Consider the following 15,327-nt stretch of genomic DNA (forward strand, 5'->3'; position numbering starts at 1 on the left):
TGCGGCCTTAGTGAAAGTCGCGGGACTTAGGAAGTATCCGCAAATTGCGCGGATGCGCAGGGGCACCAGGCACGCTGCGCAGACTGCGTTTGGGGGCGCCGCTGGCATCCGGCAACTGGTCGATCAAATCGCGCGGACGGATGGTTTCAGTATCGCCCGGGATCAGATCATCGCGCGGGTTCATCACCCGCTTTCCGCCCACCTGCGAGGGCAGCGGAGAATTAACATGATCCGCGCGCGCGACCGGCGCGTTCAGCATATCGTCGGACAGGCTGTAAAGCTGTTCGGTCGCATCGGTCATATGCTGCGCGATGACATGGATCACCTCGTCATCATATTCGACCCGTCCGCGCACCTCCATAAGCCGCGCACCCATCACCACGGTGCGCTGCTTCTCCTTGAGATCAGGCCACACGACGAGGTTCACGACGCCCGTTTCATCCTCCAGCGTGATGAAGCACACCCCCTTTGCACTGCCCGGTCGCTGGCGGATCAGCACCACGCCTGCAACCTTTACCATGGAGCGGAATTTGCGGTTGCGCAGGTCGCAGGCCCGCACAAAACCGCGTTCGGCGAGCTGCGGGCGAAGGAACGCCATCGGGTGCGCTTTCAGGCTGAGCCGGGTGGTCTGGTAATCGGCCACCACCTCTTCCGACAATGGCATGGCAGGCAATTGCACCGGCGCCCGCTCCGCCCCCTCATCCCGCTCGGCAGCGGCGCGGAACAGCGGCAAGTCAGGCCCGGCAATCAGGCTGCGCGCATCCCACAGCGCCTGACGGCGTGACAATTGCATAGAGGCAAAGCAATCGGCGCTGGCAAGCCGCTCAATATGAGCAGGCGAAAGCCCGGCACGCCCACGCAGCGCAGCCACGTCATGAAATATGCCGTTCTCCTCGCGCTCTGCGATCATCTGTGCTGCAACATGTTCGGGCATACCGTCAATCTGCCTCAGGCCAAGGCGCATCGCGATGTGCCGGTCGAACCGGCCATGCTCGCCCTCTTTTACCCCACCTTCAGTGGCCGTGCCGATTTCCTCCAGCGTGCAATCCCACATGCTGCAATTTACGTCCGCTGGCAGCACCTCGACCCCGTGGTCGCGTGCATCGCGCACAATCTGGGCCGGTGCGTAAAAGCCCATTGGCTGCGAATTCAGCAGGCCACATGCAAACGCCGCCGGGAAATGGCATTTGAGCCAGCTCGACACGTAAACCAGATGCGCAAAGCTGGCCGCGTGGCTTTCGGGAAAACCGTATTCGCCAAAGCCTCTGATCTGGTTGAAGCACCGTTCGGCAAATTCGCGGTCGTATCCGCGCGTTACCATGCGTTCGACCATCATATCCTGAAGTTCATCGACCATCCCGCGCGACCGGAACGTTGCCATCGCCTTGCGCAGCCGGTTCGCCTCCAGACTGGAAAACTTCGCCGCATCCAGCGCGATCTTCATCGCCTGTTCCTGAAAGATCGGCACGCCCAGCGTCCGTTCCAGAATGCTGGACAATTCATCCGGCGGACCATGCTGCGGCGATGGTTTGGGAATTGCGACCTGCTCTGCCCCGCGCCGCCTTTTCAAATAAGGGTGCACCATATCCCCCTGGATCGGGCCGGGCCGGACAATCGCCACCTGAATGACAAGGTCGTAGAATTCACGCGGGCGCAGGCGCGGAAGCATGTTCATCTGCGCGCGGCTTTCCACCTGAAACACGCCGAGCGAATCCCCTTTGCGCAGCATCGCATAGGTTTCCGGGTCTTCGCGCGGCACCGTGGCCAGCGTCAGGGCGCGGTCATGATGCCCCTCCAGCAAATCGAGGCATTTTTTTATGCAGGTCAGCATCCCCAGCGCCAGCACATCGACTTTCAGAATGCCCAGCGCCTCAATATCGTCCTTGTCCCACTCAATAAAACTGCGATCGGGCATCGCCCCGTTACCGATCGGCACGGTCTGCGTCAGCGCGCCTTCGGTCAGAATGAATCCGCCGACATGCTGCGAAAGGTGGCGCGGCATCCCGATCATCTGCTGGGTAAGTTTCAGCACACGGTTGAGGTGCGGATCGGTCATGTCCATGCCGATCTCCTCGACATGGGCCTCACCGATTTCGCGCCCGTGCCCGCCCCACACTGTCCGCGCGAGCGAGCTGGTTATGTCCTCCGACAGTCCCATCGCCTTGCCCACTTCGCGGATCGCCATGCGCGGGCGGTAATGGATGACTGTGGCGGTCAACCCGGCGCGGTGACGGCCGTATTTCTTGTAAATGTACTGAATCACCTCCTCGCGCCGCTCATGCTCGAAATCGACATCGATATCGGGCGGCTCCTTGCGTTCTTCGGAAATGAAGCGGTCGAACAAAAGCTGGTGTTTGGCCGGATCGACGCTGGTTATCTCAAGGCAGTAGCAAACCGCAGAATTGGCCGCGCTGCCGCGCCCCTGACACAGGATCGGCGGTTCGACGCGCCGCGCGAAATCGACGATATCCTTGATGGTGAGGAAATACCGCGCAAGATCCAGTTTCGCGATCAGGGCAAGCTCACGCTCCAGCGTATCGCGCACGCTGTCCGGCACGCCGCAGGGATAGCGCCGCTCTGCACCGTTCCATGTCTCCGTCTCGAGGTATTCCTGCGGTGACATCCCGTCGGGATAAATCTCTTCGGGATATTCGTAGCGCAGTTCATCAAGGCTGAAATCACAGGCATCCGCCACATCGCGCGCGGCGCGGATCGCGTGGGGCCAGCGGGCAAACAGCCGCAGCATATCCTGCGGAGATTTGAGGTGCCGTTCGGCATTGGCATGGAGCAGGTGCCCTGCCTGCGCCACGGTCGTCTTGTTCGCAATTGCCGTCATCACATCCTGCAAGGGGCGGCGCTGCGGCGCGTGGTAATGCACATCGTTGGTCGCCAGCAGGCCAAGGCCATGCGCACGGGCCAGCGCATCAAGCCGGTCGATCCGGGCAATATCCTCCCCGCGGTAAAGATAGCTTGCGGCAAGGTGGCGCAGGCTGGGCAGGCCGCGCACCAGATGTGGCAGAATATCGGGCAAAGCGCCCGTTACATGGCTTTCCAGATCGCTGCCATCCAGCGCGACGACATTGCTGGCCCATGCAGGCACGCTCACCCTCTCATCCAGATCATCCGGCGGAATCAGGATCAGCTGCACGTCCTCTGCATGATCAGCCAGCATGGCGAGGTCGATTTCGCACACGCCTTTTTCCTGCCATTCCCCGTTCAGCGTCTGCATCCGCCCTGTGCTGATAAGCTGGCATAGCCGCCCGTACGCCGCGCGGTTCTTTGGATAGGCGAGGAAGGCCAGTCCCTCTACCGTTTCAATGCGCGTGCCGATCACGGGGCGCAGTTTGAGCGTTGCGGCCTCTGTGTGGATGCGAACCACGCCCGCCATCGAATTCGCATCGGCGATCCCGATGGCATCATATCCCAAGGCGCGGGCCGTCATCACAAGGTCGACTGCATCGGATGCACCGCGCAGGAAACTGAAACAGCTGACAAGCCCCAGCTCAACGAAAGGCGCGCGCGGCGGCGTCTCGATCAGGTCGGGATCGACATCCAGCGTGCGTTTATCGGGGGTAAGCGGGGCGTCGGGCATGTCACGCTGCCAGCTCCAGAAGGCGCGATTTTACTGCCGTCAAATCCGCCTCGAACAAAGCCGCCTGCTTCTCACGCGCATCGCCTTCCAGACGCAGGAGGTAGGACGGGTGCGCCGTCACCCACAGTTCGGACCCGTCCTCCAGCATGGCAGGTTTGCCGCGCGCTTTTGAAATGCTCACCGTCTTACCCAGCAGGCTGCGCGCAGCCGACGCGCCAAGGGCCAGCACCACGCGCGGTTTTACAGCGGCCCGTTCTGCCTCCAGCCACCAGCGGCAGGTGTCGATCTCTTTGGCCTGCGGGCTTTGGTGGATGCGCCGTTTGCCCCGCTGGACGTATTTGAAATGTTTCACCGCATTGGTGACATAGGCATCCGCGCGATCAATCCCGGTGCGCGTCAGATACTGGTCCAGCAATTGGCCCGCCGGACCGACAAACGGCCTGCCCTGCATGTCCTCCTGATCGCCCGGCTGTTCGCCCACGATCATCAGCGCAGCACCCGGTGCGCCCTCACCCATGACAGCGCGGGTGCCGCAATCGGCAATGGGACAATCGCGGCAATTCGCAATCGCATCGGCAACCGCCGTCAGAGTGCCGGGCTGCTGGCGCTCTTCGCGCATTCCCGCCGCCACCATCCCTGCCTCGCGCGCCTGGGCGCCCGCGATCAGATCAGGGATCATCTCGGCCTCGGGCATGTTCTTCCAGTATTTCTTGGGCATCTCCGAAAGCATCGCCCCGACTTTCAGCCGCGCGGGATTGAAGATGGAGGCGTAATACGACTTCCACAGATCCTCCACCGGATCGCCCGATGGCGCATCGCTGCGCTGCGCCGGACCGCTTTCGCGCATCACCTTGCCGTCCCAATGAATGCAGCCGCACGGGGTCAGGATCGACCAGTTCATATTGGCAAAGCGGCGCATGAAGAAACTGGCATTGGCGCGCACGATATGATGGTCAGGCTCAAACCACGCGGCATAGTGTTCGCCTGCCTCTGCGGCGCCATCCTCGCCCGCCACTTCGCGGAAACGGACGAAAGCGTGCATTTTATGGCTGTCGCGCCGCACCGATTTATCCAGCTCCTCGATCCGGCGCACATCGGGGTCGGCCTTGTCCTCCATCGCGCGTGGATTGGACTGGAGCCGCCAGAGCATCCGGTACAGCAGGCCAAAACGTTCGGGATCGGAATGAAGCGCTGCGTTACGGGCGAGTTTCATGAAGCGTTTGCTGGCACGGACAGGCGGAGCGTCCGCATCCGGCACAGGCAACCGCTTTTCCCGGCTAGACGGCCCTTCCTGCGCAAACAGATCGCCCGTCCCGCCCGGTTCAACCCAGCTCACACGATCAGGCGGCACATCGCACTGGATCAGCGCCCGCGCGCGCTCTCGCCAGAATGCGAAATCATCAGGCGTCGGCAGGTGCACAACATAGCGCGAGCCGAGAGAGGCGTTCTGCACCGAGGCCTTTTGAGCGCCCATCAAAACAGCTCCAGCTGTTCTTGCCGGGGCGCCAGCAAAGCGCGCAGATCAGCGCGGTCGGTCAGCGCCGTAGGCCGCCAGTCCAGCGCGACCAGAAACGGGCGCACCTTGGCAATCGACTGGGTCAGCTTCGCCACATCATCGAGCCGCAAAGTCCGGTGCCGCCGCGCGGCAAGGATCCGGCCTACCGCCGTCGTCCCCAGCCCCGGCACCCGCAGCAATTGTTCTTTCGGTGCACGGTTCACATCGACCGGAAAACTGCCGCGAAATTTCAGCGCCCATGCCAGTTTGGGGTCAATATCAAGCGGCAGGTTGCCGTGCGCATCGGTCGCCTGCGCGACTTCTCCCGCAGCATAGCCGTAAAACCGCATCAGCCAGTCCGACTGGTAAAGACGGTGTTCGCGCATCAGCGGAGGGCGTTTTAAGGGTAGCACCGCGCTCGCATCGGGGATTGGCGAGAACGCGCTGTAATAGACGCGGCGCAGGCCGAAATTGCCGTATAGCGTGCTCGCCTTGCCAACGATATCGGCATCGCTGGCATTATCCGCGCCCACGATCATCTGGGTGGATTGGCCCGCCGGGGCAAAGCGCGGCGCGTGTTTGAACCGCTTCCTTTCATCCTTCGCCTCGATGATGCGCGATTTGGTTTTGGCGAGCGCACCTTCGATCTGGTGTTCATCCTTGTCCGGGGCCAAGCGGTTCAAACCTTTGCGTGTCGGCAGTTCGACATTGATCGAAACACGGTCAGCAAACAGCCCGGCCTGATAAATCAATTCGGGATCGGCCTCGGGAATAGTCTTGAGATGAATGTAGCCGCGAAAATCGTATTCCTCGCGCAGGATCCGCGCGCATTCGACCATCTGCTCCATCGTGTAATTGGAGCTTTTGATGATGCCCGATGAAAGGAACAGCCCCTCGATATAATTGCGTTTGTAGAAATTGATCGTGAGGTCAGCGACTTCCTGAGGGGTGAAGCGCGCTCGCCGCACGTTCGAGCTTTTGCGGTTGATGCAGTAGTGACAATCGAAAATGCAGTGATTGGTCAGCAGTACTTTCAGCAGCGAGATACACCGGCCGTCAGGCGCGTAGGCATGGCATATCCCCATCCCTTCGGTCGAGCCGATCCCCTTCCCGCCCAGCGAGTTTTTCTTCGCCGTTCCGGATGACGCGCAGGAGGCATCATATTTTGCCGCATCGGCAAGGATTTCGAGTTTTTGCTGGATCGTTTGTTGAGTCATGGAACACCTATATGTTCCTTGTATGTTCTCAAATCCAGTTCGGCAAATGAAATTACTAGCATTCGCTTGGAACCCGCGCGAGTTTGAGACATTATAACACCACGGACCGGGCCCCTCTGGCGAGCAATCTTGCTCGTGATGTCGGACGTAAATCGCGGCGTATGCCGAAGATTTTGTGACGAGGAGGCCAGTGTCTTCCTCGTCCCTCGAACGAACGGCCAACGCTTCTCGATGGAGCGTATGGCGCCTAAAGGAGACGAACGTGAAGAATTCAATTTCAGTATCTATTAAAACCAAACTGACGCTTGCGGCCGCCGCGAGCGCGCTTTGCACGACAGCTGTCGCCGCACAGAGCACCGGCACCATGCCGCTCGGCGCTGACCAGCCTCGCGCCCCGACCGAGGCGCAATTGCAATGTATCACGGAGAAAGAAGTCGTTGCCGCACAGGAGGCATGGGGCAATGGGATCATAGAGATCGGCGAGGCGTATTCGTCCGGTGGCGATTACCGCCAGGCAGCCATCGATCACATCGACAAATTCTATGCCTATGACGAGAGCCTCGTGCTGTTCAAGCCGACGCTCGCATCAGTCGAACAATTCCGTCCATCATTCGATGGAGCGCTCTCCTATTTCGTCGGAGGCAATCCTTCCTATCCCGAGGACAAGGGTTTTGCGATCACACCGTGGTCAAAAGTACGCTGGCAAAACGCTGGTATCACGAACAACATCTGCAACATGGCAGTCGCCATGGGGAACTACTACTTTACCCCGACCAACGGCGGTGATGAAACGAAGGTCGAGTATACGATCGGATATATTCGCGACGCAGAAGGTGACCTGAAAATGGCCGTGCACAAATCGACCATTCCTTACAGCCCGAATTGATTTTGCGAGACATAGCAGAGGGCCGCTCCTTGGGGGCGGCCCTTTTTGCTGCCTGCTATCTGCTCAGATTTGCTTGCCGCCAGCCTTCTTGGCTTCGACGTATTTGCACATTTGCGAATTGACCAGATGGTCAATGACTGCCGAATGCATCTCGCCTTCGAAGGACACTCCGGCCAGCCTGCCGTCAATCCATGCAACCGTACCGAGCGGCGCGTGGACACCGTCCACCTTGATCGTGACCCGATCGCCGATTTCCGCAAATCCATTTGAGCCGCGAATCTTGCAGCCGCCTTCGGAAATATCGATCAAATCGACATAAACAGGGCGCGACTTCACGCGGCCCTTCACCATCAAGCTGAGCGACCGTCGCTCTGCAGCGCGAGAGATGCTGTGCATGTTCATGAGAACGCATTAATGAACAAACGTAAAAATTTGCTGACTGCTAATGTTGGTATGAACCGCGCTGTTGCGAACGCTTCAGCTGTAGAGTCCTTGCAGATACCAATTCGGCATCCCGCCCCTGCCGTCGCCCGCAATGCCGTGACGGTAAATCCAATAGCGCCGCCCCTCGCTGTCTTCGATGCGGTAGTAATCGCGCAGGCGCACTGTCGATTTCTCGCGCCACCATTCCGGCGCAATGCGTTCCGGCCCCTCAACCCGCGACACTTCGCACACATTGCCGCGCCACCGGAAACGCTGGGGCAGCCCATCGGGAGAGGAATACAGGACCGCAATCGATTCGGGTTTATCGAGTATTTTCAGAGGCCTTTCGTGGAACTCTAACATCGGCTGCGAACTGCGCTCTGGCTCCAGCGGGGGCTGCCACGTCTGCGCGCGTTCAGGCAGATGGCTGGCATGGGGAACCGGACGGCGCACGGCGTGCGGGCCAAGCCGGACTGTCAATCTGTCGATGCAGGCATTCAGCGAGGTGCCGTGGCGCTCTGCTGCCTGTTCGACATCGCCCTGCGAAAGGTCGAGCGGTTCGGCCCAGCTGGCGCGCAGCCGCACAGTCTCGATCCCGAAACCGGCCTCTATGTCTTCAAGCCGGTCGGCGAACAGGCGCGTCATATGCGCCGCTTCACGCGTGGCGGCGGCCAGTTCAAGCCTGCGCACCAGCACCTCTCCATCGACCCGCCACAGCCCCAGCTCAAGCCGCCTTGCCCCTTCCCCGCGCGCCTCCAGCTGGCGCACCATGTCATCGGCCAAATCGTGCAACACCTTGTCGAGCAGGCTGCGATGGCGGATCGGCTCCATCAGGCGGCGCTGCACCATCGGCGCGTGCTGCGGCACAATCGGCAGCAGCGGTTCCGGCACGCGGCCCATCAGCTGGTCGAGCCGGACGAGCGGATTGGCCGACGGGGATTTGCGATTGCGAAACCGGCGGTGCAGCGCATCGCGCGCCGCGGCCTCTGCGCGGTCCGCAGGTCCGGTCGCAATACTTACAAGATCGCCAAGCCGTTTCAGCCCCAACCTGCGCAACACCGTAAGCACGTCCTGATCCAGCCTTAAAGCCGACACAGGAAGGTCTGAAAGGCATTGAAGCGCATCATCGCGCGGCCCAAGGATGGCTTTAGCCGGCCCGAAATGCGCCAACGCCCATGCCGCCCCTGCTGTTGGAGCAATGGCCGCGCGGCTGTACAGGCTGCGTTTTGCAAATGCGGTTTCGACATCGTCCAGCAGGCGTTTCTCTCCGCCAAACAGATGCGCTGCGCCGCTGATGTCCACCAACACGCCGTCGGGCTGGTCAATCGCGCTCCACGGTCCCCAACGCTGCGACCAGAGCGCGAGTTTTTCCAGAAAATCGAGATCGCCTGCGGGATCGGCGGGGGCGGTCTGGATGTCCGGGCAAAGCGTGCGCGCATCGGCCAGCATCATTCCCGCCCGCGCGCCTGCTGTGTGCCCTGCCCGGTTGGCCGCATCAATGCGCGGGCCGTGCGCTGTTTCTGTAATCAGAACCGTCGGCAGGGCATCGGCACCCTCGCCCGGATTGCACTTTGCGCTGTCAGAGCCGTGCGCAAGCCGCCAGCGATCGACCGACAGTCGGGCGAACCAGATCGCCAATATCCTGCGTGTTGGCCGCGACCGGGGTGCCGGTCCGCCGCGCTCGCAAACGTCCATTGTCATCTTTGAGTATCCATTCTCCCGGTGCATGACTGCGCGCCCTGAACAATTCCGCCTGCCAGGCTGGCGCGCCGGGGGCGTCGCTGTTCCAGCGCGCCGGTGAAGAGGCAGCCGGCCTCGACCTCCAGCGCATTCTGGCAGAGGATAGCTCCGGCGCGGCATCCAGCCGCACCAGCCACAGCGTCACGCCGTGTTTTTCCGCCGCAAGGCTGAGCCTGCGCGAAGCGGTGAAATCGAGCGTGCGCGGATTGCCGGAAATCTCTCCGATAACGCAGGCAAGATCGCGGCAGCGCAGCCCCTCTTCCAAGGCGAAGAGCGCGTCCTGGGCATCCTCCGCCTCGACATGGATGATCCGCCCGCGCAAATCGGATGGCAGGCCGTGGATATAAGGGCGTCCGCTGCGCTGCGCCGCGCGTTTGTCCTGCACCCACAAAACCTGCCGCCGGTCCTGCACCTCTGCCAAAGGATCAGGCTCGTCCCGTTTCGCCACCTGCAAGGCATCGCGCGCAAGGGCAAAGGCCAGCCCAGCCCCGCTCGCATCGCTGGAGCTTGCGAAAATCTCGCTATGGCTGGCCTGATCGGCAAGGCCGGGTTGCCAGCGCCCCTCGCGCGCCTTTGAAAGCGCCGCGATATCACCTGCGGACAGCCGGCCAGCCCCTTCTGCGACCAGAGTCGAGGCAGGAACAGACTGGAGCGCCTTTGCGCCGCTGGGAGAAACGGATGCCGACATTGCAAACCCTGTGAGTGTTAGAAATGTGATTGTTGGAAAAGAGACTCGCCCGAGTCACCTTTGTTCCTAATATGTTCCACATTTGGCGGCTTCGTGCAATCCCGCGTGTTTTACCCAGTCACAGCCTCGTCCTGCCGACCGGCTTGGAACGGATGGTCCCCTGCCCCGTTAGTTAAGCAAATACAGGAGATTGAATATATGCGTTACGAAGACGGAAACGCCGACGAACTGAAAACCAAATTCTGGAAAGCCCTTTCGGACTCTCCGTTCCTTTTCCTCCAGCGCGACGGAGAGCCGCAAACCGCAGTTCCAATGACCGCGCAAACGGACAAGGACGCCGATAGCTCGGTCTGGTTCTTCAGCCAGAAAAGCAGCGATTTTGCCAAGCTGGGTCCGGTGACTGCCACCTACGAAGGCAAAGGACACGATGTTTACGCCCGTTTCCACGGCAGCCTCTTCATCGAAGACAGCCAGGAACGTTTCGACTATTTCTGGAACAACTTTGTGAAGGCCTGGTACGACGGCGGCAAGGACGATCCCGATATCCTGTTCCTGCGCATGGACCTGCGCGATGCGGAAATCTGGAGCGGCGACATGAGCATCCTCACCACTGCAAAGATGGCGATGGGCATGACCGTCCATGACGATGTTCAGGACAAGCATGCCGAAACAACGCTGTAAAACATTCCGCCCGAACACATAATAATAATACGGGCCGCAAAAGGGCCGCTCCATCACGGAGCGGCCCTTTTTTCGTCCAGCTAGGATTCGCCGGGCCTAGCCGAGTATTTGCGGGAACAGTCCGGTAATCAAAATGGTGCCCACGGCCAACGGGCAGAGCCATGCGATCAGAAAGCGCCACAGCGACAGCCAGACACCTGAAAGCCCGGTCATCTCCTTCACAAGACGGCGATCCGCCTTCCAACCGACAAATATCGCGGTGAAGAACGCGCCCAGCGGCAGCATCACCTTGCCTGTAAAGCCATCAACCGTGTCCAGAATATCGGTTTCAGCAAATAGCGGCCAGAAACCCAAAAGACGGACATCGGACCAGACATTGTAACCCAGCAGGCAGGCGATCCCGATCAGGAACGCCCCGCCCCCGAACACCAGCGATGATGTGCGGCGGCTCCAGCCCATTTCTCCAATGCCCCATGCCACCGGCACCTCAAGCAAGGAGATCGAGCTGGTCACAGCCGCGACCAGGATCAGGACAAAGAACAGCAGCCCGATCAGCGCGCCTGCGGGCATCGTCTGGAATGCAAATGGCAGCGTCTGGAACACAAGCGTAGGGCCTGCCGCCGGATCAAGACCCACGGCAAACACGATCGGGAAAATCATCAGGCCCGACAGCAGCGCCACACCCGTATCGGCAAACGCGATGGTGACCGATGTCGAACCGAGGCCGCTCGGCCCCTTGATATACGAACCATACGTGATCAGCCCGGCAACGCCCAGCGACAGGGAAAACAGCGCCTGACCCAGCGCGGTGTTCATCACCTGCGGCGTCAGTTTCGACCAGTCAGGGGTAAACAGAAACGCCAACGCCTCTGTCATGTCACCCACGAATGCGCCGTAAACCGTGATCCCGACCAGCAGCACAAAGAACATCGGCATCAGGATCGTGGCCGCGGCCTCAATCCCCGAACCGATGCCGCGCGCGACGATGAACAGTGTAAGACCCATGAAAGCAAAGTGCATCGAAAGCAGCAGCATCGGGTTGGCAAACAGCTCTCCCATGCGGCCAGACACAGCTTCCTGGCTTTCACCGAGTAGCGCACCTCTGAACGGATCGCCTGCCATGATCGCGCCAAGGAAATCAGCGCCCATCACGCCGACGTAATACAGCACCCATCCGGCAACGACCGAATAGAACGACAGAATCAGGAACGCCGCCAGCACACCGAGAAATCCGAACAACGACCATGAACCCGACGCGCCCGACTGTTTCGCCACTTTGCGAATGGAGCCAACCGCGTCGTCCTGTCCGGTGCGGCCGATGAAGATTTCGGAGATGACCAGCGGCAGGCCGAGCAGGAACACACAGGCGACGTAGAACAGGACGAACGCCCCACCCCCGCTTTCCCCGGCAAGGGTCGGGAATCGCCACACATTGCCCAGACCGACCGCCGCGCCGACGGCGGCCAAGATGAATGCGCTGCGCGAGGACCAGCCTTCGCGCTCGCCCGAACCGGTGGATGCTACCATGATTGAAATTTTATCCCTTTTGCACGCGTCCCCCGACGCGCCGTGGTGTATGCCTTGCTTCTCTGCAACGAAACTGCGCCCGCGCCAAGGGGCCATTGAGATATCAACAATTGGCCTTTGGCCCGTCAGGCGCTAGACGCAGCGGCCATGTCGACGACTTTTGAGCTCGATACGAGCACCAGCAGAGCAAACCCAACCCCCAAACCGATGCGGCGGCTGACCGTCCCGCGCGTGCGATCGCGCAAGAAAGACGGCGTTACCGAAGAACCGTTGGTGATGCTGACCGCCTATACCGCGCGTCAGGCGCAATTGCTGGACAGTCATTGCGACCTGCTGCTGGTAGGGGATTCGCTGGGACAGGTGATTTACGGCCTGCCATCAACAATCCCCGTCACGCTGGAAATGATGGCCAATCACGGCGCTGCTGTGGTGCGCGGATCGTACCACTCGGTTGTCGTCGTAGACATGCCGTTCGGGTCATATGAAAGCTCGCCCGAGCAAGCTTTCGAAAGCGCAGCCTATTTGCTGAAACAGACTGGCGCCGCCGCCGTAAAACTTGAAGGCGGCGAAGGGATGGCGCCGACTGTCGAATTTCTCAATTCGCGCGGCATCCCTGTCATGGGCCATGTCGGCCTGACCCCGCAGGCGGTCAATGTGCTGGGCGGATATGCTGCGCGCGGGCGCAGCGATGCAGAGGCTGACAAGATTGTAACCGATGCGGTCGCTTTGGATAAGGCCGGCGCGTTCGCTATCGTGATCGAAGGCGTGGTCGAACCCATCGCCATCGCCGCGACGCAGGCCGTCTCTTGCCCCACCATCGGTATCGGAGCGTCCGCCCAGTGCGACGGGCAAGTGCTGGTGACAGAAGACATGCTCGGCATGTTTGAGCGCGTGCCGCGTTTTGTGAAACGTTACGAGGATATTGCCAGCGTAATCGACAAAACGGTCGCAACCTATGCCGAAGAAGTCCGCGCCCGCAGCTTCCCCAGCGATGAACAAACCTATCAGCCCAAAAGCTGAGCCCTCTCGAAATCAAGGCCTGACCTGTCATGCAAACGCTGCTGCGTTATTACACATTTTCACTGTTTTTCACCGCTGCGTGCTTCGCGCTTGCAGGATGGTATGGCTGGGTAAGCACCGGCACAATCGGCGGGATGCTTTCAATCCTGTGGATCGTGTTCGTTCTGTCGATCCTCGAAGTGTCGCTCAGTTTCGATAACGCGGTTGTCAATGCTACAGTCCTGCGGGAGATGGACCCGGTCTGGCAGCAACGGTTTCTGACCATCGGCATCCTGATCGCAGTGTTCGGGATGCGGATCGTGTTTCCCATCGCAATCGTGTCGATCGCCGCGCAGATCGGCCCGTGGGAAGCTGTCCAGCTATCGCTTGGTGATCCAGAGGAATACGAACGCATCGTCTCAGGCGCGCATATCGGCATTGCGGGCTTTGGCGGGGCGTTTCTGGCTATGGTGGGCCTCACCTTTTTCTTTGACGAGGATAAGGACATTCACTGGATCAGCGCGATTGAACGTGCCGTCAGCCGGTTTTCCAGCATTCCTGCAATGGAAATCGGGCTGGTTCTGGCGGTGCTGTACGCAATATCGACCCTGCTCACGCCTGAGGAAGCTCTGACATTCCTGACCGCAGGGGTGCTCGGCCTGCTGACATTCATCGGTGTGCATGCGCTTGGCGAGATCATCGAACAAGGCGAGGCGAAGAAAAAGGCTGCTGGCGAAGTTGTCCGGTCAGGCCTTGGCGGATTTCTCTATCTCGAAGTGCTGGATGCAAGTTTCAGCTTCGACGGAGTAATCGGTGCCTTTGCGCTGTCCAACAACATGATCGTGATCGCTATCGGCCTGTCCGTCGGCGCAATGTTCGTTCGCTCCATGACAGTCCACCTCGTGCGCGCGGGCACTTTGTCGCAGTTCCGGTATCTGGAACACGGCGCGTTCTGGGCAATCATTGTGCTGGGCATGATCATGCTGATTTCGGCGAAATATCACATTCCCGAAACCTTCACCGGATTGATCGGTGCGGTGCTAATCGGGGTCTCGCTTTGGTGGTCGGTCCGCCACAATCGCAAGCAATCCGCCGCTAACCCGGCTCCCCTTGCGAAAGATGCGTAGCCAGCGGGGCCGCGACCAGCAATTGCAGCAAATGGTAGATCAGCAGCGGGGCGATCACGAACCCTGCAATCTCCGGCGCAAACAAAATCGCGGCCAGCGGCGCACCGATGGCGACGCTTTTCTGCGGCCCGGCGAATAGAAAAGCGATCCGGTCCCCGCGTCCGAACCCTCCGAGCCGCGCGGTGTGCCAGGCCAGGAAATATGCGATCAGCATGAACACCGCCGTGATCGCCAGCAACCACAGGCCGGTCATGGCCGACATGCCCGACAGCAGACCCTGTCCCACAGCGCCGGACATGGCGACGTAAACGGCGATCCCGATCACCGTCCGATCTAGCCACACAATTTTCGGCTTGCGTGCAAGCAGCCAGTCCCGCGTGAAGCCTTGCAAAAGCTGCCCGATCGCGAAGGGCAGCAACAGGATAAAGCCGATGCGGACAAGCGTATCCGGGCCTAGGTCAACCGCCTCGCTTCCTGCCAGCAATGCAAACAACGGCGCGCTTACGAACACTCCGACTATGTTGATCAAAGCTGCGCCGATAACCGAGAGCGCGGCATTCCCCCCGGCCAGCGTCGTGTAGCTGGTGGCTGATTGGATCGTCGATGGCAGCACGCCGAGAAAGACGAAGCCCAGCGCAATTTCAGGAGCGGCAAAAATCGCGGCAAGCTTTGCAAAGCCGAGGCCGAAAACCGCCATCACGCCGAATACGAACATGAGCAGCGGCGCGAAAAACCGCCAGTTTGCCGCCGCGCGCACAATCTCTCCGCGCGCAATGCGCATTCCGTTGACAAGGAACAGGAGAAATATCGAAACGCTGGAGATATCCTGCGCTGCCTCGCGTGCGCCGCCGGTCGCGGGCACGATCAGGGCCAGCAACGTCGCGATAATCAGCACAGCGATCATCGGATCGAAAAGGGCTGTACGCATCTTCGACATCGCCCGCCCCTGCCC

General features: G+C 60.4%; 12 protein-coding genes. 4 read left to right on the top strand and 8 right to left on the bottom strand.

Annotated features, from left to right (window positions below; genetic code table 11):
- Positions 1–7 precede the first annotated feature (7 nt).
- From ACGHU1_RS01715 to ACGHU1_RS01725, 3 genes are read right to left on the bottom strand one after another with little or no spacing between them, the layout of a single operon-like run.
- Positions 8–3,592 carry an error-prone DNA polymerase gene (locus ACGHU1_RS01715; RefSeq protein ID WP_390582792.1) on the bottom strand — a complete coding sequence of 1,195 codons (3,585 nt, stop codon included), beginning with the start codon at positions 3,590–3,592 and terminating at the stop codon, positions 8–10.
- Position 3,593: 1 nt separating this feature from the next.
- Positions 3,594–5,066: a UdgX family uracil-DNA binding protein gene (locus ACGHU1_RS01720; RefSeq protein WP_390582794.1), complete on the bottom strand. Its 1,473-nt coding sequence runs from the start codon at positions 5,064–5,066 to the stop codon at positions 3,594–3,596.
- A complete protein-coding gene (locus ACGHU1_RS01725) occupies positions 5,066–6,304 on the bottom strand; it encodes a putative DNA modification/repair radical SAM protein (RefSeq protein WP_390582796.1) in 1,239 nt (412 codons plus the stop codon). The genes ACGHU1_RS01720 and ACGHU1_RS01725 overlap by 1 nt, the downstream gene beginning before the upstream one ends.
- 262 nt (positions 6,305–6,566) lie before the next feature.
- Here ACGHU1_RS01725 and ACGHU1_RS01730 point away from each other — a divergent pair, with 262 nt between their 5' ends.
- Complete coding sequence (locus tag ACGHU1_RS01730; protein WP_390582798.1) at positions 6,567–7,190, top strand: phosphoribosyl-AMP cyclohydrolase; 624 nt, start codon at positions 6,567–6,569, stop codon at positions 7,188–7,190.
- A 63-nt stretch (positions 7,191–7,253) separates the two neighbouring features.
- Here the strand turns inward: ACGHU1_RS01730 and ACGHU1_RS01735 are convergent, their stop codons facing one another.
- The 3 genes from ACGHU1_RS01735 to ACGHU1_RS01745 all read right to left on the bottom strand — a co-directional run bounded on the left by ACGHU1_RS01735 (position 7,254) and on the right by ACGHU1_RS01745 (position 10,041).
- The gene (locus tag ACGHU1_RS01735; RefSeq protein ID WP_390582800.1) at positions 7,254–7,592 is read right to left on the bottom strand and encodes a PilZ domain-containing protein; all 339 of its coding nucleotides are present in this window, start codon (positions 7,590–7,592) and stop codon (positions 7,254–7,256) included.
- A gap of 75 nt (positions 7,593–7,667) precedes the next feature.
- Entirely contained in the window at positions 7,668–9,308 is a 1,641-nt protein-coding gene (locus ACGHU1_RS01740) for a DUF6504 family protein (RefSeq protein ID WP_390583178.1), read from the bottom strand.
- Positions 9,193–10,041, bottom strand: coding sequence for an ImuA family protein (locus ACGHU1_RS01745; protein WP_390582801.1), 849 nt, complete (start codon positions 10,039–10,041; stop codon positions 9,193–9,195). The genes ACGHU1_RS01740 and ACGHU1_RS01745 overlap by 116 nt, the downstream gene beginning before the upstream one ends.
- Positions 10,042–10,239: 198 nt before the next feature.
- Here ACGHU1_RS01745 and ACGHU1_RS01750 point away from each other — a divergent pair, with 198 nt between their 5' ends.
- Positions 10,240–10,722, top strand: a complete 483-nt coding sequence (locus ACGHU1_RS01750; RefSeq protein WP_390582803.1) for a pyridoxamine 5'-phosphate oxidase family protein — start codon at positions 10,240–10,242, stop codon at positions 10,720–10,722.
- Between the two features lie 96 nt (positions 10,723–10,818).
- On the opposite strand, the gene ACGHU1_RS01755 is transcribed toward ACGHU1_RS01750, so the two are convergent.
- Positions 10,819–12,249: a sodium-dependent transporter gene (locus ACGHU1_RS01755; protein WP_390582804.1), complete on the bottom strand. Its 1,431-nt coding sequence runs from the start codon at positions 12,247–12,249 to the stop codon at positions 10,819–10,821.
- Between the two features lie 147 nt (positions 12,250–12,396).
- On the opposite strand from ACGHU1_RS01755, the gene panB reads away from it, so the two are divergent.
- Both panB and ACGHU1_RS01765 read left to right on the top strand, forming a co-directional pair.
- Complete coding sequence (gene panB, locus ACGHU1_RS01760; protein WP_390582805.1) at positions 12,397–13,269, top strand: 3-methyl-2-oxobutanoate hydroxymethyltransferase; 873 nt, start codon at positions 12,397–12,399, stop codon at positions 13,267–13,269.
- Positions 13,270–13,298: 29 nt separating this feature from the next.
- Positions 13,299–14,375, top strand: coding sequence for a DUF475 domain-containing protein (locus tag ACGHU1_RS01765; RefSeq protein ID WP_390582806.1), 1,077 nt, complete (start codon positions 13,299–13,301; stop codon positions 14,373–14,375).
- Here the strand turns inward: ACGHU1_RS01765 and ACGHU1_RS01770 are convergent.
- Complete coding sequence (locus ACGHU1_RS01770; RefSeq protein WP_390582808.1) at positions 14,344–15,303, bottom strand: bile acid:sodium symporter; 960 nt, start codon at positions 15,301–15,303, stop codon at positions 14,344–14,346. The two genes, ACGHU1_RS01765 and ACGHU1_RS01770, sit on opposite strands and share 32 nt — an antisense overlap.
- Positions 15,304–15,327: the final 24 nt, after the last annotated feature.

The sequence above is a fragment of the Erythrobacter sp. MTPC3 genome (assembly GCF_042854385.1).
Lineage (GTDB): Bacteria > Pseudomonadota > Alphaproteobacteria > Sphingomonadales > Sphingomonadaceae > Erythrobacter.

Excerpts from the sequence above, each read along its gene's own strand:
- ACGHU1_RS01770 (WP_390582808.1), bottom strand. The coding sequence starts at position 15,303 with ATGCGTACAGCCCTTTTCGATCCGATGATCGCTGTGCTGATTATCGCG.
- ACGHU1_RS01720 (WP_390582794.1), bottom strand. The coding sequence starts at position 5,066 with ATGGGCGCTCAAAAGGCCTCGGTGCAGAACGCCTCTCTCGGCTCGCGC.
- ACGHU1_RS01740 (WP_390583178.1), bottom strand. The coding sequence starts at position 9,308 with ATGGACGTTTGCGAGCGCGGCGGACCGGCACCCCGGTCGCGGCCAACA.
- ACGHU1_RS01755 (WP_390582804.1), bottom strand. The coding sequence starts at position 12,249 with ATGGTAGCATCCACCGGTTCGGGCGAGCGCGAAGGCTGGTCCTCGCGC.
- ACGHU1_RS01765 (WP_390582806.1), top strand. The coding sequence starts at position 13,299 with ATGCAAACGCTGCTGCGTTATTACACATTTTCACTGTTTTTCACCGCT.
- ACGHU1_RS01750 (WP_390582803.1), top strand. The coding sequence starts at position 10,240 with ATGCGTTACGAAGACGGAAACGCCGACGAACTGAAAACCAAATTCTGG.
- ACGHU1_RS01725 (WP_390582796.1), bottom strand. The coding sequence starts at position 6,304 with ATGACTCAACAAACGATCCAGCAAAAACTCGAAATCCTTGCCGATGCG.
- ACGHU1_RS01745 (WP_390582801.1), bottom strand. The coding sequence starts at position 10,041 with ATGTCGGCATCCGTTTCTCCCAGCGGCGCAAAGGCGCTCCAGTCTGTT.
- ACGHU1_RS01715 (WP_390582792.1), bottom strand. The coding sequence starts at position 3,592 with ATGCCCGACGCCCCGCTTACCCCCGATAAACGCACGCTGGATGTCGAT.
- panB (WP_390582805.1), top strand. The coding sequence starts at position 12,397 with ATGTCGACGACTTTTGAGCTCGATACGAGCACCAGCAGAGCAAACCCA.
- ACGHU1_RS01735 (WP_390582800.1), bottom strand. The coding sequence starts at position 7,592 with ATGAACATGCACAGCATCTCTCGCGCTGCAGAGCGACGGTCGCTCAGC.